This is a genomic window from Herbaspirillum sp. meg3 (genome assembly GCF_002257565.1).
In the GTDB taxonomy this organism is placed as follows: Bacteria; Pseudomonadota; Gammaproteobacteria; order Burkholderiales; family Burkholderiaceae_D; genus Herbaspirillum.
This window is the reverse complement of sequence record NZ_CP022736.1, coordinates 1163678-1186627: the sequence shown is the minus strand read 5'-3', so window position 1 is coordinate 1186627 and position 22950 is coordinate 1163678. Positions and strand designations below refer to the sequence as shown.

The 22950-nt window shown below is 58.2% G+C and carries 20 protein-coding genes; 9 read left to right on the top strand and 11 right to left on the bottom strand.

Annotation, left to right across the window (positions count from 1 at the left end; translation table 11 throughout):
• The first annotated feature begins 259 nt into the window (after nucleotides 1-259).
• Nucleotides 260-1897: a PLP-dependent aminotransferase family protein gene (locus hmeg3_RS05415; protein WP_094562837.1), complete on the top strand. Its 1638-nt coding sequence runs from the start codon at nucleotides 260-262 to the stop codon at nucleotides 1895-1897.
• On the opposite strand, the gene hmeg3_RS05410 is transcribed toward hmeg3_RS05415, so the two are convergent.
• Complete coding sequence (locus hmeg3_RS05410) at nucleotides 1867-4620, bottom strand: EAL domain-containing protein (RefSeq protein ID WP_094562836.1); 2754 nt, start codon at nucleotides 4618-4620, stop codon at nucleotides 1867-1869. The two genes, hmeg3_RS05415 and hmeg3_RS05410, sit on opposite strands and share 31 nt — an antisense overlap.
• Before the next feature lie 27 nt (nucleotides 4621-4647).
• Complete coding sequence (locus tag hmeg3_RS05405; protein ID WP_198361788.1) at nucleotides 4648-6327, bottom strand: methyl-accepting chemotaxis protein; 1680 nt, start codon at nucleotides 6325-6327, stop codon at nucleotides 4648-4650.
• 451 nt (nucleotides 6328-6778) lie between these two features.
• On the opposite strand from hmeg3_RS05405, the gene hmeg3_RS05400 reads away from it, so the two are divergent.
• A complete protein-coding gene (locus hmeg3_RS05400) occupies nucleotides 6779-7018 on the top strand; it encodes a hypothetical protein (RefSeq protein WP_094562834.1) in 240 nt (79 codons plus the stop codon).
• 20 nt (nucleotides 7019-7038) lie between these two features.
• Here hmeg3_RS05400 and hmeg3_RS05395 read toward each other — a convergent pair whose 3' ends face one another.
• From hmeg3_RS05395 to hmeg3_RS05375, 5 genes are all read right to left on the bottom strand, one after another.
• Entirely contained in the window at nucleotides 7039-7689 is a 651-nt protein-coding gene (locus hmeg3_RS05395; protein WP_232511881.1) for a response regulator transcription factor, read from the bottom strand.
• Nucleotides 7690-7740: 51 nt separating this feature from the next.
• Nucleotides 7741-8595 (bottom strand): sensor histidine kinase, encoded by an 855-nt coding sequence (locus hmeg3_RS05390; protein ID WP_094562833.1) that lies wholly within the window; start codon nucleotides 8593-8595, stop codon nucleotides 7741-7743.
• Nucleotides 8596-8853: 258 nt separating this feature from the next.
• Complete coding sequence (locus hmeg3_RS05385) at nucleotides 8854-10566, bottom strand: methyl-accepting chemotaxis protein (RefSeq protein WP_198361787.1); 1713 nt, start codon at nucleotides 10564-10566, stop codon at nucleotides 8854-8856.
• 176 nt (nucleotides 10567-10742) lie between these two features.
• A complete protein-coding gene (locus hmeg3_RS05380; RefSeq protein WP_094562831.1) occupies nucleotides 10743-11312 on the bottom strand; it encodes a TMEM175 family protein in 570 nt (189 codons plus the stop codon).
• Nucleotides 11309-12016, bottom strand: coding sequence for a YoaK family protein (locus hmeg3_RS05375; RefSeq protein ID WP_094562830.1), 708 nt, complete (start codon nucleotides 12014-12016; stop codon nucleotides 11309-11311). The genes hmeg3_RS05380 and hmeg3_RS05375 overlap by 4 nt, the downstream gene beginning before the upstream one ends.
• 410 nt (nucleotides 12017-12426) lie before the next feature.
• On the opposite strand from hmeg3_RS05375, the gene hmeg3_RS05370 reads away from it, so the two are divergent.
• Nucleotides 12427-13047 carry a response regulator transcription factor gene (locus hmeg3_RS05370; RefSeq protein WP_094562829.1) on the top strand — a complete coding sequence of 207 codons (621 nt, stop codon included), beginning with the start codon at nucleotides 12427-12429 and terminating at the stop codon, nucleotides 13045-13047.
• Nucleotides 13048-13103: 56 nt separating this feature from the next.
• Nucleotides 13104-13517: a hypothetical protein gene (locus hmeg3_RS05365; RefSeq protein WP_094562828.1), complete on the top strand. Its 414-nt coding sequence runs from the start codon at nucleotides 13104-13106 to the stop codon at nucleotides 13515-13517.
• Nucleotides 13518-13611: 94 nt separating this feature from the next.
• On the opposite strand, the gene hmeg3_RS05360 is transcribed toward hmeg3_RS05365, so the two are convergent.
• From hmeg3_RS05360 to hmeg3_RS05345, 4 genes are all read right to left on the bottom strand, one after another.
• The gene (locus hmeg3_RS05360; protein ID WP_232511879.1) at nucleotides 13612-14139 is read right to left on the bottom strand and encodes a Dps family protein; all 528 of its coding nucleotides are present in this window, start codon (nucleotides 14137-14139) and stop codon (nucleotides 13612-13614) included.
• Between the two features lie 8 nt (nucleotides 14140-14147).
• The gene (locus hmeg3_RS05355) at nucleotides 14148-14972 is read right to left on the bottom strand and encodes an alpha/beta fold hydrolase (protein WP_094562827.1); all 825 of its coding nucleotides are present in this window, start codon (nucleotides 14970-14972) and stop codon (nucleotides 14148-14150) included.
• Between the two features lie 68 nt (nucleotides 14973-15040).
• On the bottom strand, nucleotides 15041-15472 hold the full coding sequence (locus tag hmeg3_RS05350) for a DoxX family protein (protein WP_094566150.1): 432 nt from the start codon (nucleotides 15470-15472) through the stop codon (nucleotides 15041-15043).
• Nucleotides 15473-15476: 4 nt separating this feature from the next.
• Nucleotides 15477-17345 carry an amidohydrolase gene (locus hmeg3_RS05345; protein ID WP_094562826.1) on the bottom strand — a complete coding sequence of 623 codons (1869 nt, stop codon included), beginning with the start codon at nucleotides 17343-17345 and terminating at the stop codon, nucleotides 15477-15479.
• A gap of 348 nt (nucleotides 17346-17693) precedes the next feature.
• Between hmeg3_RS05345 and hmeg3_RS05340 the strand changes: the two genes are divergently transcribed.
• The 5 genes from hmeg3_RS05340 to hmeg3_RS05320 all read left to right on the top strand — a co-directional run bounded on the left by hmeg3_RS05340 (nucleotide 17694) and on the right by hmeg3_RS05320 (nucleotide 22936).
• Entirely contained in the window at nucleotides 17694-18380 is a 687-nt protein-coding gene (locus hmeg3_RS05340) for a hydrolase (protein ID WP_094562825.1), read from the top strand.
• 92 nt (nucleotides 18381-18472) lie between these two features.
• Complete coding sequence (locus hmeg3_RS05335) at nucleotides 18473-18640, top strand: DUF1427 family protein (RefSeq protein WP_094562824.1); 168 nt, start codon at nucleotides 18473-18475, stop codon at nucleotides 18638-18640.
• A gap of 33 nt (nucleotides 18641-18673) precedes the next feature.
• Entirely contained in the window at nucleotides 18674-18940 is a 267-nt protein-coding gene (locus tag hmeg3_RS05330; protein WP_094562823.1) for a DUF1427 family protein, read from the top strand.
• A 232-nt stretch (nucleotides 18941-19172) separates the two neighbouring features.
• Nucleotides 19173-19595 carry a response regulator transcription factor gene (locus hmeg3_RS05325; RefSeq protein WP_094562822.1) on the top strand — a complete coding sequence of 141 codons (423 nt, stop codon included), beginning with the start codon at nucleotides 19173-19175 and terminating at the stop codon, nucleotides 19593-19595.
• Entirely contained in the window at nucleotides 19592-22936 is a 3345-nt protein-coding gene (locus tag hmeg3_RS05320; protein WP_094562821.1) for an ATP-binding protein, read from the top strand. The genes hmeg3_RS05325 and hmeg3_RS05320 overlap by 4 nt, the downstream gene beginning before the upstream one ends.
• Nucleotides 22937-22950 lie beyond the last annotated feature (14 nt).

Genomic DNA, 22950 nt, shown 5'->3' with positions numbered 1-22950 from the left:
ACACTAAAGTATAAGTAGCGAACCTCGTTATCTGCAGGATCTCGCAGACGACATCGGCATGCATCGTCTTGCCGCTTTGTCTGGGGAAAGCGGCTGAATCAGGAAATGTTTTTTCATGCAGGAATGAGCGGAAGCGGATCGTTGCATCAGCATCATTTCTCCGCGGAAAGTGTCTTTCATACGCAGGTATGATTGGCGAAGCAAAGTCAGCGGCATAGCATAAAAAAAGCTGGTGCACCTGCGCCAAGGGGAGAACATGATGACGCTGTACGAAACGCTTGCGGACACAATCAGTCAACAGATCGAACAAGGGCTCATGCTCGAAGGCGAGAAAATTCCTTCCGTGCGGCGTACGAGCCAACTTCATCATCTCAGCATCTCCACCGTCATTCGCGCGTTTCTCTTGCTGGAAAGTCGCGGCATCATCGAGAGCCGCCCACAGTCCGGCTATTTTGTCCGGGTGCGCAACAAGGAGACGGTTCTCCGCAAAGACGACAACCGGCAAGACGATGTCCCGCTGGACGTTACGCGCGAAGCGGCGGCTATGGCGGCCATGACCACCACGCCCCTCACGGCATCCATGCCGTCGTATGAACTGGCCCTGTCGAACCTGCGCTCGATCAATTGCAAAAATTCCCTGCCGCTTGGTTCGCCTTATCCCGATCCGGCGTTGTTCCCGTGGGCCCGCATCAGTCAGCTGGCGCGGGGATTGTATCGCCGCCGCGAGCGTCAGGAACTGATGGGCGCCTTGCCGCCCGGCAATCAGGAGCTGATCCGCCAGATCGCACGCCGTCATCTCGAAACCGGGCTGGCGATCAATGCAGCAGAAATCATCATCACCGAAGGCGCCACTGAAGCCATCAATCTCTGCCTGCAAGCCATCGGCAAGCCGGGTGACGCCATCGCTGTGGAATCGCCCGCCTACTACGCCGTGCTGCACGCCATCGAACGCCGGGGCATGCACGCAGTAGCAATCCCTACCGATCCCGAAACCGGCATCGACGTCCAGGCACTGGAACGCACCATCACAGCATCGACCGACCATCGTATCGTCGGCTGCATCGTCATGCCTAATTTCCAGAATCCCATGGGTTTCAACATGCCCGAGCAACGCAAGAAGGCGCTGGTGGAGATGATGCGCCGATATGGCTTGCCTATTATTGAAAACGACGTCTACGGTGAACTCCATTTTGGTGAGCAGCGGCCGAAGCCGCTCAAGGCCTTTGACACGGAGGGGCTGGTGCTCTACTGCAGCTCGTTCTCGAAAAGCCTGACTGCGGAATACCGCATCGGCTGGACCTTGCCGGGACGCTACCGCCAGGAAGTCGAGCATCTGAAGTTTCTCAACACGGTGACTACGCCTTCGCTGCCGCAAATCGCGATCGCCGAATATCTGAAAAACGAAGGCTACGATTTTCATCTGCGCCGCTTGCGCAAGACCTACGCGCAACAAGCCCGCATCATGAGTGCAGCCGTCGGCCGCTTCTTCCCCGAGGGAACCAGCATGTCGCAACCCGACGGCGGCTATCTGCTGTGGGTGACGCTGCCGGCGAATGTCGACGCGCTGGAACTATACTCGCGCGCACAAGCGCTCGACATCAGCATCGCGCCCGGCCCGATGTTTTCTCTTGATGGCAGCTTCACCAATTGCCTGCGCCTGAACTATAGCTTTGCCTGGAATCAGAGCCTGGAACTGGGGGTACGCACGCTCGGCAATATCGCCACGGAACTCAGCGAGAGAAAAACCACGGGCAATACGCCGGAAGCACATCGCGCACGTTTCATGGAGGCCCAGAAAGCTGCCGAGGCCGCTTACGCGCCAGCTCCGGCCACCTCGTCCGTCCTGTCTCCTCATCCCCAGACGTTTCAGACGACCGGGCTGACCAAAGCCAGCTGATGCACCCGGCCACCGGTGCCGGCGGTCGCTTCCGAGGCAATGAACCAGGTACCGAGATCCGAGATTGCGCCAGGCTTGGCGAACAGATAGCCTTGGAAATTGCCACATCCGATTCTCCTCAATGCGGCCCATTGTTCCGCCGTTTCCACCCCTTCGGCCACGACCTGCAATCCCATGCTTTGCGCGAGACTGACGATGGTTCTGACAATCGACGACGCATGCGGCGTCAGCAACATGTCCTGCACGAAGGACTTGTCGATCTTCAACTGATCGATGGGTAGCTTCTTGAGATAACTCAGCGATGAATAACCGGTGCCAAAATCATCCAGAGAAAATCCCACGCCATGGGTTTTGAGCATGCTCATCTTGGCGATCAGATCTTCAATGTCGGTCAGCAGCATGCTCTCGGTCAGTTCCAGCTTCAGGCGGCGCGGATTGGCACCGGTGCGCTCGATGATCTGCAGGATACGCTGCGTGAATTCAGGCTGGCGAAACTGCCGCGCACTGACGTTGACCGAGATAGTGAGATGTTCCGTTTCATAACTCTTCGACCATTGCAGCAGTTGTTCGCAGGCCGTTTCCAACGCCCACTCGCCGAACTCGACGATGATGCCGGACTTCTCCGCCTGCGGAATGAAGGTGCCGGGAAAGACCAGCCCGCGCAAGGGATGACGCCAGCGCATCAAGGCCTCGACGCCGGTGAGGTGGCCTTCGGCGTCAACGATGGGCTGATAGTGCAGCAGCAGTTCACGGCGTATGAGAGCATGCCGCAGGTCGCTTTCCAGCATGGCGATTTCATCCAGCGCTTCTTGCATGCCGGGATTAAAAAAACGGAAGGTATTGCGTCCGGCCGCCTTGGCTTCATACATGGCCATGTCAGCCTGGCGTAGCAGATCATTGACGGTATGCATGGCCGAACCGAACATCACGACGCCGATACTCGGTGTGCTACGCAGTTCATACGCACCCAGCGAATAACCGGCATTGAGCGTAGAGAGTACTTTGCGGCAGACGAACTCGGCGTTGCCGGCAGCTTCTTCCGGCGTCGCCCCCAGATCGTCCAGCAAAATCACAAACTCATCTCCGCCCAGCCGCGCCACGGTATCGGCTTCGCGCGTCACCTGCTTCAGGCGCAACGCGACAACGCTCAGCAACTGGTCCCCCATATCGTGTCCCATGGTGTCATTGAGCGATTTGAAATTATCCAGATCGACAAAGATCACCGCGCCGTGATAACCGCCCCGGCCGCTTTTGGCAACCGCGTGAGCAAGACGGTCCAGCAGCAAACGGCGATTGGGAAGGTTGGTCAGGCCATCGTAAAAAGCCAGATGCGCGATGTCCGCTTCCGCCTTCTTGCGTGCGCTGATATCCATGCGGGTGCCGACCATACGCAACGGACGTCCTTGCTGGTCGCGCTGCACGACGCGACCGCGGCACTGGATCCAGACCCAGTGACCATCGCGATGCTGCATCTCGTACTCGGCTTCAAAAGAAGTGGTGCTGTCGATCAGATGCAGGCGCAATGCTTCATCGAGCGCTTCGCGATGCTCCGGGTTGACTTGCTTGCGCCATTCGCCGGGGCCGTTATGCTGCTTCTCCGCCGTGTAGCCGAGGATAGCGTTACTGCGCGCATCGACGGTGCGGCAATCGCTGGGAATATGCCAGTCCCATAGTCCCAGATTGGCGCTACTCAGGGCCAGCTCCATACGCTCGGCAGCTTCCGCCTGGTGCTCTTCCTGTATCTGCCTGAGGTTGTGTACCAGGCCGCGGCGACGCTGGATAAAGGTCAGCACCAGTCCCCCTATCAAGGCAAAGGCGCACCATGCCGCCAGATAGGACAAGGCAAGATCATGCCAGCCGGCGTGCAGCCGCTCGACACTGCGCGTGAGACTGATGACCAGCGTCTTGTCCAGCCCCATGTCCCCCTGCGTCACAGTCCTCTGCACCACCATGCGTTTCTCGCCGCTTGCGGTGCGGCCGGTCAGCACACTGGTAGTGGCGCCGTTGCGCAGATGGCGCGCCAGAAAATCGTCATCGCCGCCGCCCGGTGAACGCATCTCCGTCAGGTTGGCGGGTACGAACAATATCCTGCGGCCATCCTCTTCGGTGATGGCGCTGTTCATGTCTTCCGCATAGAGCGCCGAGCGCATGACGGCGTCGAAATATTCCGGGTTGAGAATCGCACTGATCACGCCGGCATTGCGTCCGTTGGCATCAAGAACCGGCACGGATAATTTGATGTTGAATACCCCGGGGGTGTTTTCGTACGGCTGTGACAAATACATCAGGTTGCGTGAATACATGCGCGAAATCTGCGACAGGAAATCGCGATCATCCAGATGACGGTCTCCCATGTCATCGGCCGACATGCGAATCTTGCCGTCGCTATCGAGGATCACCATGGCGCGTACTCCCGGCATGGCGCGCTTGAGCGACTGCAACAGCAGCTTCTGACACGCGGCATCACAGTGATCGGGATTGCTGACAGCTTCTCTCGCGCTATCCAATGCGTTGCGTACCCCCTGAAACTGATGCGACAGATTCTCTTCAATGATGCGAGTTTGCGCCTGCATGCGCGAGGTTTCGGCAGTGGTAATGAGGCGCCGCTCGGACCAGATAAAGTTGACGATCAGCAGCGCGGTAAAAACCAGCACGGCGACGAAAGCGCCCCATTCAAGAACGGTGCGATTGAAACCAACATGATCGATCAGCTGCTTACGCATGGGGTGCCTCCAGGGCTTGATACCAACTCAGGCAAAACTTTCCGGCAACAGCGTTGGCGGCTGCAGGGGAGATTGCATTGACGATGTCACTAATGAAGAGGGAACTGATGGCTTTGCCGATGACTGCGCAAACAAGGGCGCAGGCCGGACAGCCGCTTGCGCTTGTGTCAGCTTGAAACGGCCGGCGACACGTTCGAGTTCAATTGCCTGCTCGCTGAGTGCAGCCGCAGCGGCAGCGGCTTGTTCGACCAACGCCGCATTCTGCTGTGTGACCTGATCCATTTCGGAAACGGCGTGATTGATCTGATCGATGCCTGCGCTCTGCTCATTGCTCGCCAGTGCGATGTCGGCCATGGTCTGGCTGATGCCGCGTACCTGCATCACCACATTTTCGATCGTGCGTCCGGCATCTTCCACCTGGCGTCCGCCCGCCTCAACCTGCTGTATGGACTCGTCGATCAGCGCCTTGATCTCATGTGATGCGGTGGCGGCACGCTGTGCGAGACTCCGCACCTCGGTAGCGACGACGGCAAAGCCGCGTCCCGATTCGCCTGCACGGGCCGCTTCCACTGCCGCGTTAAGCGCCAGGATATTAGTCTGAAAGGCGATGCCGTCAATGATGGCCGTGATGTTGACCACTTGTTTGGATGTCTTGTCGATAGCCGCCATGGTTTCAATGACGCGGCCAACCGCGAGTCCGCCCTCATGCGCGGCGTTGGCAGCCGAACTGACCAGTTGACTGACGTCGCGCGCGTGATCGGCATTCTGATGCACCGCGCCTGTCAGCTGCTCCAGCGACGAAGCCGTTTCTTCCAGCGAACTGGCCTGCGCCTCGGTGCGCGCCGACAAATCCATGTTGCCGCGCGCGATCTCCTGCGAAGCTTGCAGGATCGTGTGCGCGCCCTGCGCCACCTGCGCAATGATCTCGCCCAGTCCGGCATTCATATCCTTGAGCGCCAGCAGCATCTGCCCCGTTTCATCACGGCTGGTGACCGTGATCTCCTGACGCAGATCGCCTTCCGCCACGGTGCGCGCGAAGGCAACAGCACGCGCCAGCGGACGTGTAATGCTGCGGCTGATCCACCACGCCAGCATAGTTGCCAGCACCAGCGTCACCGCCCCCAGCGCGATCATGATAAGCCTGGCTGAATTGACGATGCGGTGCGACTCAAGCCGGCTTTTTTCCACCACATTGCGTTGATGCTCAACCATGGTCTTGATCTCGGCCTGCAGCGCTTGCAACAAAGGCATGGTCTGCCTGTGCACCAGAGACGCGGCAGCGTCATCCTGGCCGGCATCAAGCATTGTTGATACGTCCAGATAGGACGTCGCGTACTTCTGCCGCGCCTGTTTGACGGCATCGAGATATTTCTTTCCCTCGGCGGACATAACCAGACGATCCAGCGTCTCGACCGCCTTCAACGACACGGCGATATTGCCTGTCACGTCAGCTTTTATCTTTGCGATTTCCGTCTTGTCGGTCGTGATGAACAAGGACAGAACCAGCCCCATATTGGAGCGGGTGATGGCATCGACTGTCTGTATCGCATCAAGCTTGGCCCAGTCTTCTTCCATCACCCGGTCCTGAATCTCGGAGATACGCTGAACCTGCAAAAGACTGATCGCGATCAGTACCGCCATCATGAGCAGCACGAAGGCGAACGCCATACCGAGTCGCACACGAATAGAGAAATTTGCTGGGTTCATTTTGGCTTCCTGTTGGACGTGCATGCATCAGAACAGGCGCGGTGTTGACACGCCATGTGTTCAAGATCGATTTCTTCAGGATCAAGTCTAGAAGGAAGATGCAATGCGATGCGCGTACAAATCGCCGGACGAACGGGGAGTACAGTTTGGCGGGCCTCCACATATCGCCGCATGCCGACTATGATGTCGACATGCTTTTACACTGAGAGCCAGACCTCTTTTACAGAGCGGATTTCAGGGGATCGCAAATAATTTTCAGCGGTACTGTACTCTAAAAAATTTGACGTAGAGAGAGTACAGATTCGTCGGAATTTGTACACAGTTGAGTTGCACGGTGTCCGTCCGCATCATTGGACAATGCTGAGAGAAGCACAGTTTGAAAGGTGCATTTTGAAGAGCGTAATTGGACGGACACAGTCAGTCATCGGATTTACTAAAAACGGAAAGACGCATGATGCATATCGAAGTCATCGGACAATATGAAGTAGTGCTGGAGGCCTACCCCACTCTTTCGTCGACGGCGTGGACGTCCTATCTGACGATTTATCGCGGCCGTGCTGCCGCCTACAAGAGCACGCTGGTTCTCCAGCGCCAGGCCGTCGCCGGGACGCAGGAATTCCGCAGCAAGGAACAGGCCATCGAGATGGCACGCTTCTATGCCGCTCGCAAGATCGCCAAGGGAAAATTCTGAAACACATTGCCAGCGCCGATTCAGTGCAAGGAAATCACCGCCCGCTTGAGGCCATTGACTACCGCCCCCGTGCGCGTGGCCGCGGACATCTTGAAGAGGATATTGTTGACATGGAACTTGATCGTACCTTCGGTGACTAGCGCCAGTCGCGCGATTTCCTTGTTGCTTTTACCTTCGGAGAGCCACTGCAGTATCTCCAGCTCCCGTTCCGACAATGCCTCGTGTTCGACGCGTGCCGCCAGCTTTCCGGCCATATAGGGGCTGACGTATTTATTGCCGCGCATCACGGCAAGAATGCACTCCACGATCTGCGACGGCGGGGCATCCTTGAGCAAGTAGCCACGCGCACCTGCCTTCAATCCCCGGAAGACATCTTCTTCGCCATCCAGCGAGGTCAGGATCACCACATGCGCCTTGGGAGCAATCGCGCGTATGCGGCTGATGGCCTCCATGCCGTCCATCTCCGGCATGTTCAAATCCATCAGCACCAGATCCGGTCGCAGCAACTCAAACTTCTCTACTGCGACAACACCGTTTTCCGCCTCTCCGGCCAACAAAAAGAGCGGCTCGCTTTCGATGATCTGACGCAGGCCGAGACGGATCATCGGATGGTCGTCGACCAGCAAGATGGAAATCGGCTCGGAAGACGTTGCATTGGTCATGGTGGTCATGATGGGCTCCGTTCAGAAATTGAATGATGAGATGCAGAAACAAAACGCAATTCAATGCGCAACCAGTGGATGCGGAAATTGCAACCTGACTGTGACGCCGCGGGAGACGGTATTGATCACCTCCACATCGCCGCAAAGCAATGCAGCGCGTTCTTTCATGCCGGTCAGGCCGAAGGCTGCTTGCGTCCTCCGTTTGGATAAGTCAATTTGAAAACCGCCGCCGTTGTCGCTGACAGTGACCGTTACGACGCCATGCAGGCTGCGCACCGTACAAGCGATGTGGTCCGCCGCACCGTGCTTGAGCGCATTGGCGACGGCCTCGCCGGCGATCTGCAGCACTTCGTGCAATGGTTCCTGTTCCATCGGCAACTCAGGACAGGCATCGAATTGCAGAGTGGTGCCGCTGTATTGCAGGGTGCGATGGAGGTGTTCCTGCAAGGCGGTGCAAAGCTCCCGGAATTCTGGCTTCGCCGGTACGGCAAGCGGTTGACGCAGTTCGCCGACGCGTCGGCGCATTCTGGCGACAGTATCTTCCGCCATCAGGATGGCGCGTTCCAGATGACCGCCCGGCATCGTATGAGCATGTGTATGAGTATGAGCTTGAGCTTGTTCACGCCCGTCCTTCTGCCCTTTCTTCTGCAATGCCAGTTCAGCCCGCATCTGCATCAGCGTTGCCGTGATGTCCTGCAAGAAACCGTCATGCAGGTCACGCGCCAGCTTCAGTCTTTCCTGCACGGCAAGGTCTTGCTCGGGCGAACCGGCCGGCTGCGTCGAAAACTGAGGCGAAACCCGCGCGGGATCGGGAGTTGATCCCACATCTGAAAAGCCAGCGACCGGGCAACCGGGCGAATGCTTCCCTTGTGCCTGAGCAACGCGAACAAAGCGGGGATGAGGTGCGGTATCCATGACATCAATGCTCCTGTTCTTATGATCTTGAGTTGTCGTGAACACATCTTAGTCTTGGGCTCTCTGCAGTTCCATTCCACTTTGGATTGAGCGGCCTATACCAAGGTATAGCTACGTGGAACCGGATCAGCGATCTGCAAGTAGAACTGAGCGATTGGGGAGCCGCTTCATCACCATAAAAAAAGGACGCCAACTCGGCGTCCTTTTCCCTGTCTGGCGCTGTGCCAGATAGAACCTCAGAACCTCAGCACATCAGAATCAATAGATATCAACTGCGTGCATTCCCAAGGCAGGCCTGCGCGCACGGATCGAGGCGCCGGGTTTCGGTTTCCTGGCTGCGGGAACCATGACAATCTGCTGCTCGGCAACAATGGTCTCGGCTTCGAACTCGTCCAGTTTGAAGAATCCAACCACCTGGCTGAGCGTGTCAGCCTGCGTACGCAAGGCGTTGGCGGCGACAGTCGCTTCTTCAACCAGCGCGGCGTTCTGCTGGGTTGCCAGATCGATGCGTGCAATCGCCCGGTTGACTTCGGCGATGCCTGCACTCTGCTCGACACTGGCAGCGCTGATCTCGCCGACGACGTCGGTCACGTGACGCACACTGCCGACGACCTCCTGCATGGTCAGGCCCGCACGTTTGACCAGTTCGCTGCCCAATTCCACCTTCGCCACCGAATCGTCGATCAGCGACTTGATCTCTTTGGCAGCGGCGGAGCTGCGCTGCGCCAGCGTTCTGACTTCGGTCGCAACGACGGCAAAACCGCGTCCCAGTTCACCGGCACGTGCGGCTTCCACGGCGGCATTCAAGGCGAGGATATTGGTCTGAAAAGCGATACCGTCGATGACGGCGATGATATCGACGATCTTTCGCGATGACTCGTCGATGGAGTTCATGGTCTGCACGACTTCTTCCACAATGGCGCCGCCTTCGACGGCGATATTGGAAGCGCTGACGGCCAGGCGGTTGGCTTCACCCGCGCTGTCTGCATTGCTCTTTACTGTTGCGGTCAGTTGCTCCATGGTGGATGCAGTCACTTGCAAAGACCCCGCCTGATTTTCTGTGCGCTCGGACAGATCCAGATTGCCTTGCACAATCTGCCGGCTGGTGACGGCGACCTGTTCCGAGGTGCGGCGCACTTCGGTCACGGTCGATTTCAGATTGCGGCTCATGCTGGCCAACGCTCCCATGATGCTGGCCTGGCCGTGGGATGTTTCCGGTGTATCGACCTGGCGATACAGCTCGCCGCGATCAACTGCCTGCGCCAGTGCAGTCACTTCCCACGGCTCGGCGCCGACGATGCGTTTGACCCGGCGCACCACCAGCATCGCCACCACCGAACCGATACCGATCGCGATCAGGCACAGCAGCACCATGAATGCCTCAAAGCCGGCGGCGCGGTGTCTGGCCTTATCCGACTCCTGTTGATTCTTGCGCGTCTCCATGGAGATGAAATTATTGATCGCCTGCAACCAGTTGACGAACTCCGGTTTGACGCGGCTCAGCAAAAACTCGCGCGCCTGGTCTGCCTGCCCGGCCTGACGCATGGCAACGGCCTGAGCCACCAGCGGTGTGACACGGCCTTCGACGGTGTCGATGGCGGCGAACAGCGCCTGCTCATCCGCATCGGTGTGTCTGCCATCGCTGACTTCGCGGGCCAACGCTGCCTGAGATTCACGGTATTGACGATCAAGCCGGGCAACCGTATTCAGCGCGTCAGACAAGCCGGCCTGATCCACCAGCGTCATGTCGCGCAGGGCGATGGCGCGTTCATGGATGCTGCTGCGCATGCTGACAGCTTCGTCTTGCTTGACGGAGTTGATGTCATTGATCGTGCGTAAGTTATTTTCGATTGCATTGACTTCGATGATGCTCAGGACGGTCAGCCCGATCATCAGCAGAAACACCAGCGAGAAGCCGATGCCAAGACGTGTACCTATTTTCATTTCCCGACGTTTTGCAGTGGTTTTCATCATGCCTCCAAAGGATCCAGGGTGTCTGTTCAATCAAAAATTGCTTGCGCAGTTTTCGTGTTTGCCAGAGACAGGATGACTTATCGGCGTGTGTAACACACTAGTCAAAAGATGAGGCAGGACGCAGCTGATGGATGAGCAAATACTTGCCGCAGATCAGCTGCGGTTGCTTGTGGTTACTTCGAGATTTCGAAGCGGTGGTCTGGAATAAACCAGAACGCAGCCAGCACGACATAAATGGCTGTTCCCAACAAGGGACTCCACATCGACAAGGGAATCGCCAGAGCGTAGAGCACAATGGAGGCGGAATTCTTGACGCCTTTGCCGACCGCCTTCGCCAAGCGGGAATCGCGGCCTTCGCTTGCGATCAAGGCGCGCCGCAACAGCAGGAATGCCACCGAGCACATCAGCAACACCGCACCGTAGGACGCCACCGGCACCGGATCGCGATGATGCTCGGCAACCCAGTTGGTGACGAAGGGAATCAGCGACAGCCAGAACAGCAGATGCAGATTGGCCCAGAGAATACGGCCATTAACGCGGCTGACCGGTTGCAGCAAATGATGATGGTTGACCCAGTAAATACCGACGTAGGTAAAGCTGAGTACATAGCTCAGCAGTTGCGGCACCAGTTTCAACAAATCGTCCAGGCCGGCGCCTCGCGGCATTTGCAGGCCCAGCACCATGATTGTAATGGCAATGGCAATGACGCCATCGCTGAATGCTTCAAGTCGCGCTTTGTTCATGGGGCGACAGCATCGTCGGAAATGCGTCTGGCGTCAATCCTGTCGAGGACGATCAGGCCCGATAGAATCAGGATAGGTACGAGCAAAGCGGCAAAGCCGCAGGTGTGATAAGCAAATGCTGCGGCGATTGCGCCGATGCCGAACGCCAGAATGGTCCAGAAGAATTTCATGCAGCGCGCCGCCGTGCCGCCGTCCGCAACGCCGCGCAGCACATCGATGCTGTCGATGACGATCTGCGTCACGTTGCCGGTCATCATGGACGTCGGCGCCAGCTGTGTCAGCAGCAAACGACTGATCGCGCTATGCACACCCATGGCCGCCGTGCCCAATAACCCCGCCGTCATCGCATACGGCGACACCGCCGCCCCGACCGGTGCCGCCAGGATGCCGAACACCATGAAACCGGCCAGCAGCAACAACTGCAAGGACAACGCCAGCGTCAGCGCCGGGCCGCCACGCCGTTCTATGGCGACAATAAACAATCGCGCCACCGCCACGCCGGCAATGAATGCGGGAAATGCCAGAAATTTAAGCAGGATGGACATCTGCGAGGCATCCGCCAGCGCTGCGCCAATGAGGATGAAGTTACCTGTCACATGCGCGGTGAACAAGCCGAACAAAGCGACGAAGCCGAGCGTATCCACATAACCGGCAAGGAAGGCGAGACCGGTAGCTTGCTGCAAATTGCGTCGGGGGGTATTCATAGAGCGAGTCTCCTGTGCAGCGGCACGGTCAAGATGATTGGCTTGACGGTCGTGATGTCGATGGAATGAAGAAAGATGAAGCACTTTGCAACATAACAGTTGCGGGCGGCTTCGATAATTATCCAAACAGATAGTTGTCGGTTTTGCATCTGTTGTCGCTGTGACTGTTAACGATTCCTGACAAGCAGCTTGCAAGCCGTTCTCCAGCGGACATGCGCGCTGAACGTCGGCGCGTTTTGTACAAAAAAAAGCAGATTCGTACAATAAAAATGGATGACGGATGAACATCATTGCATCAATCAGCCTGGCATTGCTTCTTGCACTTGCCCGGAATGCGCGCTACTGTTTCCTCCGTAAAAATCAATGCACACTCCGTGCTCGTGGTGCAACAACTGTGACAGGAATACACCATGGAAAGAATCGTTTTTATCGTCGATGACGATGACAAGGTAAGAGAGTCTTTAGTACGTCTGCTGTCGTCCGCCGGCTATGCCGCGACGGGGTTTTCGTCGGCTGATCGTTTCTTCAGCACGCCTCTGCCGCTCTCCCCTTGCTGCCTGATCCTGGACATGAAGATGCCGGGGTCTAACGGTTTTGACGTAGTCAAGAAGCTGGAAGAAAAAGGGGACGCCATCCCCGTGATTTTCATTTCCGGCTACGGCACCATACCCGATACCGTGCAGGCCATGAAGGCCGGTGCGCGGGAATTTTTCACCAAACCAATCCGGAGCGACCAGCTGCTCAACGCCGTTGACGAAGCGCTGGCTGCCGCCGAAAAAAACATCGCCTCACGAACCGAGCATGCCGCATCGACGATGCGTCTGGAAAAACTGACGCCACGCGAACGTGAAGTTCTCGAACTGGCCATCGGCGGCCTGCTCAACAAGCAAATCGCCACGGAACTGGGCATCAGCGAAATCACTGCCAAAGTGCACAAACGCCGGGTCATGGATAAAATGGAAGCGAAGACGCTGGCCGACCTCGTACGGGCGGCAGAGCGGCTGCACATCTCCAGAGCCAGAAGCCGCTGAAAGATAGCCTTGCTTCTTTCCGGCGACGCCCCTACTACATTTATCAGAAAGATCCCATGAGCGTCAACGACGACACCAGCAACCGTTCGCAACTTGAGCAACTCGCCAAGGAACTGCGCAAGATGCACAAACAGCTGATCGATCATCAGTCGAAGAACTTTGGCGATGTTGGCAATCCTTTCGAACACCTGCAACTGGTGACGATGCATCCTGATTTCGCGTGGCTGCGTATTCTGTCGGAATTCATGGTGGCGCTGGACGAGCGGCTGGACGACAAAGAGCCGATCGACGATGCTGCGGTCACAGCCTTCAAGCAGGCGGTGGAAGGCCTGATCGGGCCGGCCGAAGCGAGCCAGCCGGAGTTCAGGCAAAAGTATCTGGCGGTGTTGCACGATTCACCCGACACCACGATGGTTCATGGCGGACTGCGTCTGGCGCTGGGGCGACTGGCCCGTCCCGCCAAGCCGTAGTGGAATCCACGATGCATTCCTGATGCATTCGTAACGAGCAATAAAAAAGCGCGCCTGTAACAGACGCGCTTTCCCCCTCAAGCCCCCTCTTACTTCAGCTGTGCCGTCCAGACTCGAACAGGAACCACGCGCGCTGCTCCGCCTCGTCTATCCAGTTCTCCAGCAAACTCGCGGTCGCGACGTCGCCATGCTCATCGCAGACACCGTGCGTGGCGCGCATATAGCTGACCAGCCGCATGTTGTCCTGGTGCAGCTCGGCCAGCATGTCGGCAGGCGTGACATAGTCGCTCTCGTTATCGGACAGCCGTTGCAGGTCGCAGATCTGCCCTGCCGAGCGCAGCGTGGTGCCGCCGATCTTGCGCACGCGTTCCGCCACAGGATCGGTGATCGCCAGTATCTGATTGGCCTGATCGTCCAGCAGCAGATGGTAGTCGCGGAAATACGGGCCGGACATATGCCAGTGGAAGTTCTTGGTCTTCATATACAAGGCGAAGATATCCGCCAGCAGGATGTTCAGCCCGCCTGAGATATCCTTCGTTGCCTGCGCAGACAAGGCGCTGGGTGTCGCCAGCGGCGCCATGCGTCGTTTTTTGACATCTTGTTTGACAGCTTTCTTGTCCATACCGATTCCTATCGCGCTTGCAGGAAGCCGAGCAGATCCAGGTTCAGCTGATCCTTGTGGGTAAAGCACAGCGCATGCGGCGCGCCCGGATAGACCTTGAGTTGCGAACCCGGCACCGCGGCGGCTGCAAGCTTGCCAGTTGCTTCCAGTGGAACGACCTGGTCGTCGTCGCCATGGATCACCAGCGTCGGCAAAGTGAATTTCTTCATATCTTCGCGGAAGTCGGTTTCGGAAAACGCAGTGACGCAATCGATGGTGCCCTTGAGCGATGCCAGCAGTGCGATGTTGAGCGTCTGCGCCAGAACGCCGGCGGAGACCTTGCTGTCAGGACGGTTGGTGCCGTAGAAGACTGAACTGAAGTCGCTGAGGAACTGCGCGCGGTCGGCACGCAGACCATCCTTGATGCCGTCGAACACTTCCTTCGGCACGCCTTCCGGATGATTGTCGGTCTTGATGAAGATCGGTGTCACGGCGCCGACCAGAACGGCCTTGGACAAACGCTTGACGCCATGGCGGCCGATATAGCGCGCCACATCGCCGCCACCCATGGAGAAACCCACCAGCACGGCTTCTTTCAGATCCAGTGCTTCGATCAGTTCCGCCAGGTCGTCGGCGAAGGTGTCGTAGTTGTAACCGTCCCATGGCTGGCTCGAACGGCCAAAACCACGACGGTCATAGGCGATCACGCGATAGCCCTTTTCCGCCAGGAAATTCATCTGGTATTCCCACATGTCGGCGTCCAGCGGCCAGCCATGGCTGAAAATCACCGGCTGTCCCTTCCCCCAATCCTTGAAGTAGATTTCCGTGCCGTCGCGCGTAGTAATTGTAGCCATGGTGTTGCTCCTTTAGATAATTACGTTATTGCCCGGATACCGGGCGAGATAAAAAAGTATTCCGGCGCTCAAGACGCTTTGACACTTTCACCGGATGACAACAAACGCCAGCGACCGGGGCCGCATAGCGCGATGGAGATAAATATCACCAGCAGCAGCCAGCCGAACTGCCCTTCCGGAATGCTCCAGTCCGGATGCACCGCCAGCATAGCGATCAGCAGCACGCCGATGATGGGCAGGCACGCCAGACGTGTGAACAAACCTGCGGCGATCAGAATCGGGCAGATGAATTCCGCGAGGATGGCGGCCCACAAACTGAGCTGCGGACCGAAGCCGAAGGGATCTTCGATCTTCGTCAGCTCGCTGCTGAAATGCAGAATCTTGGGCAAGCCGTGAACGTAGAACAGCATGAAGCTGCCCGCCACGCGCAGGAACAGCAAACCCAGATCGATCTGTGGGGCGAACAGAAGAGACTGCAGGAGAGATTTATTTTTAGTCATGATGTCAGAAGGCAAAGCAGCTGCAACCGAGAGCGCCCCAAAAGCCGGCGTAATTGGAAACCGGCACCGATGAACCGCGCGCCGTATCGTGTGAGTGACCATGCACACCGCAGGAACCGGCGCAGGCATGCGGCAGTGCTGCCGCCTTTGCCTTGGCTTTCGCCACCGGACGATAATGTCCCGGCACCAGCGAGACCGGCGACCAGTCCGGCAATACCGGAATCGGTGCCGGGCCGTGTGAAGAAAACTCTTCGTCGGCGTACACCACCTTGCCGCCGACGATGGTCATGACAGACTCGATCGCCTTGATGTCGTCTTCATGGACGCTGAAGAAATCCTTGCTCAGCACCGCCATGTCGGCCAGCTGCCCGGCCTTGATGCGGCCCTTCTTGTCTTGCTCGCTGGAGAACCAGGCGCTGCCGGCGGTCCACAGTTCGATGGCGGTTTCGCGCGGCAGGCGACCGGCAGTGTCGTACAGCTTCATGCCGCCGACGGTGCGGCCCGACACCAGCCAATACAGCGCTGTCCACGGGTTGTAGCTGGCCACGCGGGTGGCGTCGGTGCCGCCGCCGACAGGCACACCCATCTCCAGCATCTTGGCCACCGGCGGCGTATGGCTGGCGGCGTCCGCACCGTAGCGCTCGGTGAAATATTCCCCCTGAAACGCCATGCGATGCTGGATCGCGATACCGCCGCCGAGTGCGCGTACGCGTTCGATGTTTTTGGTACTGATGGTTTCTGCATGGTCAAACATCCAGTGCAAGCCGTCGAAGGGAATCTCACGATTGACCTTTTCAAAGACGTTGAGCATGCGCTCGATCGATTCGTCATAGGTGGCATGCAGGCGGAATGGCCAGCGGTTGCTGACCAGATGACGCACCACGCGCTCCAGCTCGTCCTCCATACCCGGCGCCAGATCGGGACGCGGCTCGAGGAAGTCTTCAAAATCGGCTGCCGAGAACACCAGCATTTCACCGGCGCCGTTGTGGCGATAAAAGTCGTCGCCTGTGCCCGGCGAGACCATGTCAGTCCATTTCTGAAAATCTTCCAGCTCCGCGCCCTTGCGTTGGGTGAACAGGTTGTAGGCGATACGCAGGGTGAGTTGTCCGTCTTTGGCCAATTGATCGACCACGGCGTAGTCTTCCGGATAGTTCTGGAAGCCACCACCCGCATCGATGGCGCTGGTCAGGCCGAGACGATTGAGTTCACGCATGAACTGGCGCGTCGAGTTGACCTGATAGTCGAGCGGCAATGTCGGCCCCTTGGCCAGCGTCGCGTACAGGATCATCGCGTTCGGCCGCGCGATCAGCATGCCGGTCGGATTGCCGGCCTTGTCGCGCTGGATTTCGCCGCCGGGCGGGTTCGGCGTGTCTTTGGTGTAACCCACGGCCTGCAACGCAGCGCGATTGAGCAAGGCGCGGTCATACAGATGCAGCACGAAAACCGGGGTGTCGGGTGCGGCGAGATTGAGTTCTTCAATGGTCGGCATGCGGCGCTCGGCGAACTGGAACTCTGTCCAACCGCCGACCACGCGCACCCATTGCGGGTGTGGTGTGCGATCAGCCTGCGTCTTCAGCATGCGCAGTGCATCGACGACGGAAGGAACGCCTTCCCAGCGCAATTCCAGGTTGTAGTTCAGGCCGCCGCGGATCAGATGCAGGTGCGAGTCGTTGAGGCCCGGCACGACCGTGCGTCCACCGAGATCGATGACCTTGGTGTCGGCCTTCTGATGGCGCATGACGGATTCGGCGTCGCCGACTTCGACGAATTTGCCATCGCTGATGGCGACGGCGGAGGCGATGGGGTTCTGACGATCGACGGTGTGAAACTTGCCGTTGATGAGGATGAGATCGGGTGTGGCAGCTGCGGTCATGACGGGCTCCTGACGGTGCGATGGCATGGTCCCGGGAGCCGCGTTTTCCATCGTTTGTCAACGTCGGACACGCAGATCGGGATCAAGAAAGAATGGAAGGAGTGTGCAAAATCGCGAAAGCGGCGTCTAGCTATACAAACAGATAATGGCGAGCCGGTTTTTTACGACCTATGATGCGCTCCATGATGGCAGATCCGACTCAGACAGGCGCACAGTGCGCTTTCGGATCACCTCCTGTTGACAGCCTTGCAAGCAAACTTGCCGCTCACTATCTTGTTCTGTTGCCATGAGCGGCCATCGTCGGCGACACCGCACTCCCTGCCTCACCCACCTCACCAAGGATTTGACATGACGAACCCGAAACTCGAAGTATTGACCCCGACCAATTGCCAGATGATCTTCATCGACCAACAGCCGCAAATGGCTTTCGGCGTGCAATCGATGGACCGCCAGGTGCTCAAGAACAATACCGTCGCGCTGGCCAAGGCTGCCAAGGTGTTCGGTATTCCGACCATCATCACGACCGTCGAAACAGAGAGCTTCTCCGGCCACACCTATCCTGAACTGCTCAACGTCTTTCCCGACAGCGACATCCTGGAACGTTCGTCGATGAACTCCTGGGACGACCAGAAAGTGCGCGATGCACTGGCCGCCAACGGCAAGAAAAAAGTCGTGGTCTCCGGCCTGTGGACGGAAGTCTGCAACAACAGCTTTGCGCTGTGTGCGATGGCTGAAGGCGGCTACGAAATCTACATGGTGGCCGATGCCTCCGGCGGTACCTCGAAGGAAGCGCACGACTACGCCATGCAGCGCATGATCCAGGCCGGCGTAGTGCCGGTGACCTGGCAACAGGTGATGCTGGAATGGCAACGCGACTGGGCGCGCAAGGAATCCTATAACGCCGTCATGGACATCGTGCGTGAACATTCCGGTGCCTACGGCATGGGTGTGGATTATGCCTACACCATGGTGCACAAGGCCCCGGCACGCGACGTCGGCAACCACAAGACGCTGGCGCCGATTCCAGCCAAGTAAGCACAACAATATAGCTGCTGTAGCGTCTGCCGGTTGTAGTCTGACCGGCAGATGTGGTTGAATTTTGAGTTCATGCAGGATATGTGCAGATCATGACAATTTATCTTTTATCGCTGGGCGCTGGAATACTGATCGGCGTCATGTACGCGCTGTTCAAGGTCCGCTCGCCCGCGCCGCCTGGCATCGCCCTGATCGGCCTGCTGGGCATGGTGCTGGGCGAACCGCTGCTACCGATGCTGCGTCATTGGTTTTCTGGCTGATTTCAGGCTGATACAGCATTTCAGGAGAACCCTATGAAACCTTATCTGATCTCTTTGTTGATGGGCGTGCTGGCAGGCGTCGTCTACTTCCTGCTGGAGGTCCGCTCACCAGCGCCTCCTATTGTTGCCTTGCTCGGCCTATTAGGCATGCTGATCGGTGAGCAGCTTGTACCTGCCGTCAGGCGCAAGTTGTCCGGCGAGCCGCTGACGGCGGCATGGTTCCGCAGCGAATGCGTGCCCAAGATCACGGGCACGCCACCCAAGGATTCCGATGCGGCAAAAACCGGCGGAAAGAAGTGATCAGGCACCGGGAATCAAGGTAACAACACCCGCGAGACAACAACAAGAGTGAGACGGTCAGGCGCCCCCAATCGACAAGGTCGACAATAACAAAGCGCCTGCTTTCCCGACAACGGCTTCCGGATACAAGACCGCACGATTGGCCGTGATGACTGAAGGGGAAGAAAATTTCCTTCCCAAGATTTGTCGCTACAATCGTGCTTTTCCAAGAAATCTGCGCGGCGGGGGCACTATGCACAATGGGGAGCATCGGGAGCATCGGGGGCATCACCATGCAGCGCAACCGCTGATCGCCGTCATCGACGACGACGATGCTGTCAGGGCCGCCTTGAGTAACCTGCTCCATTCCGCCGGCTATGCGACCTGCTGCTTCGAGTCTGCCGAAGCATTTCTCGCCGGTGACTGCCTGCGTACAGCCAGATGCGCCATCATGGACGTTCGTCTCAGCGCGATGAGCGGCTTTGAGCTGAAGCAACATCTGACTGGCTTGCAGATTACCCTGCCTGCGATCTTTATTTCCGGCAACGCCTCTCCGGCAGAACGAGCGCGTGCAATCGCGTTGGGCGCGGTAGCGTTTTTGTGCAAACCTATCAATGCCGATATTTTGTTGACCTATATAAAACGCGTCGTTGCACACTCCGGAGAACAAGAGTGACCAAGCCGCGCCCCCTGTCTCTGGACAACATTGCGATACCGGCGGCCGGCGATGCCGAGTTACGGTTTCGCATTACCGATTATTCCTACGCGCCCGTCAGCGAGACCGGTGCCGTAGCTTACCTGCGGGCATGGCGGCAAAATGCACGTCCCGACGCCCACTCGCATCCGCTGACGATTGCCAGAGCAAAGTCCGATGCGCTGGCCGACATGGCGGCGCGCCAGTTGCGCAACGAACTGGCGCTATGCAGCAGCATTGACGGCGCATGGGCGCTCAAACCGACCGGCTCGGTGGTCGGCGCCGGCGCCATGGTGCTCTTGTACGATGACGCCGATATCCTGTCGCTGGACAAAGTTGCTCCGCACGCACTGACGACGGCATGTTTCATCAAGCTGGCGCCAAAGCTGGCGCGTGTGATGGAATCCATGCACGTCCACGGCCTGATCCACCGCAACGTCAATCCTGCCTGCTTTTTTATCGGTATCGACACGACTGTCGATGAAGCCTCACATTTCAGGGTAAAGATCGGCGGCTTCGGCCTTGCCGCTACCGGCAAGGAGATATCGGGCGACGATGACACTGCCGTCCCACTGCTGTGCGGGGAACTGGCCTATATGTCACCCGAACACAGTGGCCGGACGCACCGGTCCATCGACGCGCGCAGCGATCTCTATTCGCTGGGCGTCATCTTTTATCGCCTGCTGACAGGGCATCTTCCTTTCGGCATCAGCGGCGTCGAAAGCGATACCACCGAATGGATACATTTCCATATCGCCTCCGAAGCTGTGGCTCCGCATCTGCTGAGCGATGCGATACCCGAGATGCTGTCGAACATCGTGATGCGTCTGCTGGAAAAGAACCCCGAGCGGCGCTATCAGGATGCAGCGCAATTGCACGCTGACCTGGAGTACTGCAAATACGTATTGTCTGAAGAAGCAAAAGACGGCGACGCTGCCCGCAGCGACATCCCCACCGCATCCTTGGCCCCTGCACCTCTTTACGGCGCGGAACACGCCTCGCTGTTGATCACCTCTGCCGCTGCGCAAGCAAAGAACCGGATGCACGAGGCGGTACTGCACTATCACGCAGGAGAATATACCCAGGCCGGCGCATGCATGGCTGCGGTGGCGGAGTCCCAACAGCTGTCGGAGCTGCACGCCGAGTTTCATTTTTTCAGCGCCCTCATTCTCGCCGCCGGCGCTACCGCTCCTGCTCAAGAAGAGCAGCGAAGGCACGCTCTGACGCAACACTGCGAAAAGATTTTCTTTCCCAGCGTCGCCAGTACACCGGTCTTGTCCGTACAGACCACCATCCTGCTGGGAGAGATTGCCCGCCTGAACGCTGACACCACCACGGCGCTGCGACATTACGAACAGGCAGCAAGCCGTGCGGAAGAAAGTCAGCTGTGGCACTACGCCGGTATCGCGCATGCACTGGCGGCGGAGGTTTGCCGGAAACAGAGCCTGCCGACCTCACTGCTCGCGCATCTCAAATCGGCGCGCCGCGCCTACAAGAAATTTGATGCGCCGGAACTGGCGGCACAGCTGGCGCATCGCTTCCCTGAGGCGATGGCGTCGCTGCCGCGCAGCGAGGATATACAGCCGCAGTCCGAGACTGCGAATATCCGAGACCTGGAAAGTGCCGTACGGGCAGCGCGCGCGCTGTCCGAAGAAATCCGGCTGGATGAATTGATGCAAATCATCATGTCAGTCACCCTGGAACACGTCGGTGCTGAGCGCGGCCTGCTGATCCGCCTCGACGAACAGGTCCCGTATATCGATGCCTGTGCACGCACCACCACATCAGGCATTACGGTCAACCTGCGGCATACGACGGTAACGGAAGCCGACATGCCGCTGGTCATGCTGGATAAGGCGCTCAACACCGGCCATCAGGTCTATGCCGGCGACGATGGCGTGCTGCAAACATTTCAGCCCGGTCTGAACAGCCGTGCATTTCAAACAAACTCGCAGACAAACGGACAAGCGCAGACCGCGCGTTTCAACGCCATCTGCGTGCCGATGCTGAAGCAGGCCCGTGTGGTCGGCGCGCTCTATCTGGAAAACCGGGTGCTGCCCGACGCCTTTACCGTCGAACACACGCAAATCCTGCAGCTGCTGGCTTCGCAGGCGGCAATCTCGCTGGAGACCGCCCGGCTGTATGCTGCCCTGCTGGCTGAAAACGCCCAGCGCAAAGCAGCAGAGAAGGCATTAAGAGCCAGTCAGACCTCGCTGGTACAAGGCGAGCAGTTCAACCATATCGGCAGCATGCGTTATGTACTGGAAGAAGGATTGATGTACTGTTCCGCCGAGCTGTGCCGCATCTACGCGCTCGAAGCCGGCAAGGACGTCATTACTTACGAGGAATTCTCGGCCCTGCTGCATCCGGATGACCGCCATAGCGTGCTTGACACCGTCGAAGCGGCGGTTGCCGTCGGCGGCGTCATTCGTGTGGAACACCGCATCTGCCGCAAGAGCGGCGAAGTGCGCTACATCTCCGGCATCGGCAAGCCGTTCTATGTCGACGGCAAGTTTACCGAATATGTCGGCACCGCCACCGACATCACCAGCCGGCGTCATGCGGAAGATGCCCTGCGCGTTGCCCAGGCCGACCTGGCGCGGGTATCACGCGCCACGACCGTCGGACAACTGACGGCCTCTATCGCACATGAAATCAACCAGCCGCTGATGTCGATTGTCTCCAACGCCGGCGCCAGCCTGCGCTGGCTTGACCGCACTCCCATGCATCTGGAAAACGCCCGCGCCGGTTTGTACGACATCGTCGCTGAAGGACAACGCGCAGGCGACATGATCCAGAGTCTGCAACGGCTTACGCGCAATACCGAGCCGGTTTTCGAGCGGATCAACCTGAATGCGGCGATACGCCATATTCTGGCGATCTCACGCAGCGAAATCGAGCGCCACGGCATCTCGCTGGTACTCAATCTGACACAAGAGAACCTGTATGTGATTGGCGACTTCGTGCAGATTCAGCAAGTGCTGCTGAATCTGGTGATCAACGCCATCGAAGCCATGGCGGAGATAGCAACGCGTGCACGCATGCTGTCAATATCATCGGCACACGCAGGCCGCGATGGCAATGACAAGTTCATCAAGGTGATCATTGCGGACACAGGAGAAGGCATCGCTGCCGACGCGGCTGAACGCGTCTTTGATGCCTTCTATACGACGAAGAAAAACGGCATGGGCATGGGACTGGCGATTTGCCGCTCGATCATCGAGACGCACCGTGGACGATTGCAAGCGGCAGTCAGGCAGCCGTTCGGCAGCACCTTCTGGTTCGAGCTGCCGCTTGCTCCGGCGCCAGCGCCGGAACAATAAACATCCCTCGGCGA

Excerpts from the sequence above, each read along its gene's own strand:
- hmeg3_RS05405 (WP_198361788.1), bottom strand. The coding sequence starts at position 6,327 with ATGAACCCAGCAAATTTCTCTATTCGTGTGCGACTCGGTATGGCGTTC.
- hmeg3_RS05395 (WP_232511881.1), bottom strand. The coding sequence starts at position 7,689 with ATGACCACCATGACCAATGCAACGTCTTCCGAGCCGATTTCCATCTTG.
- hmeg3_RS05330 (WP_094562823.1), top strand. The coding sequence starts at position 18,674 with ATGAAACCTTATCTGATCTCTTTGTTGATGGGCGTGCTGGCAGGCGTC.
- hmeg3_RS05335 (WP_094562824.1), top strand. The coding sequence starts at position 18,473 with ATGACAATTTATCTTTTATCGCTGGGCGCTGGAATACTGATCGGCGTC.
- hmeg3_RS05345 (WP_094562826.1), bottom strand. The coding sequence starts at position 17,345 with ATGACCGCAGCTGCCACACCCGATCTCATCCTCATCAACGGCAAGTTT.
- hmeg3_RS05365 (WP_094562828.1), top strand. The coding sequence starts at position 13,104 with ATGAGCGTCAACGACGACACCAGCAACCGTTCGCAACTTGAGCAACTC.
- hmeg3_RS05400 (WP_094562834.1), top strand. The coding sequence starts at position 6,779 with ATGATGCATATCGAAGTCATCGGACAATATGAAGTAGTGCTGGAGGCC.
- hmeg3_RS05360 (WP_232511879.1), bottom strand. The coding sequence starts at position 14,139 with ATGGACAAGAAAGCTGTCAAACAAGATGTCAAAAAACGACGCATGGCG.
- hmeg3_RS05375 (WP_094562830.1), bottom strand. The coding sequence starts at position 12,016 with ATGAATACCCCCCGACGCAATTTGCAGCAAGCTACCGGTCTCGCCTTC.
- hmeg3_RS05350 (WP_094566150.1), bottom strand. The coding sequence starts at position 15,472 with ATGACTAAAAATAAATCTCTCCTGCAGTCTCTTCTGTTCGCCCCACAG.
- hmeg3_RS05355 (WP_094562827.1), bottom strand. The coding sequence starts at position 14,972 with ATGGCTACAATTACTACGCGCGACGGCACGGAAATCTACTTCAAGGAT.
- hmeg3_RS05410 (WP_094562836.1), bottom strand. The coding sequence starts at position 4,620 with ATGCGTAAGCAGCTGATCGATCATGTTGGTTTCAATCGCACCGTTCTT.
- hmeg3_RS05380 (WP_094562831.1), bottom strand. The coding sequence starts at position 11,312 with ATGAACAAAGCGCGACTTGAAGCATTCAGCGATGGCGTCATTGCCATT.
- hmeg3_RS05370 (WP_094562829.1), top strand. The coding sequence starts at position 12,427 with ATGGAAAGAATCGTTTTTATCGTCGATGACGATGACAAGGTAAGAGAG.
- hmeg3_RS05385 (WP_198361787.1), bottom strand. The coding sequence starts at position 10,566 with ATGAAAACCACTGCAAAACGTCGGGAAATGAAAATAGGTACACGTCTT.
- hmeg3_RS05325 (WP_094562822.1), top strand. The coding sequence starts at position 19,173 with ATGCACAATGGGGAGCATCGGGAGCATCGGGGGCATCACCATGCAGCG.
- hmeg3_RS05340 (WP_094562825.1), top strand. The coding sequence starts at position 17,694 with ATGACGAACCCGAAACTCGAAGTATTGACCCCGACCAATTGCCAGATG.
- hmeg3_RS05415 (WP_094562837.1), top strand. The coding sequence starts at position 260 with ATGACGCTGTACGAAACGCTTGCGGACACAATCAGTCAACAGATCGAA.
- hmeg3_RS05390 (WP_094562833.1), bottom strand. The coding sequence starts at position 8,595 with ATGGATACCGCACCTCATCCCCGCTTTGTTCGCGTTGCTCAGGCACAA.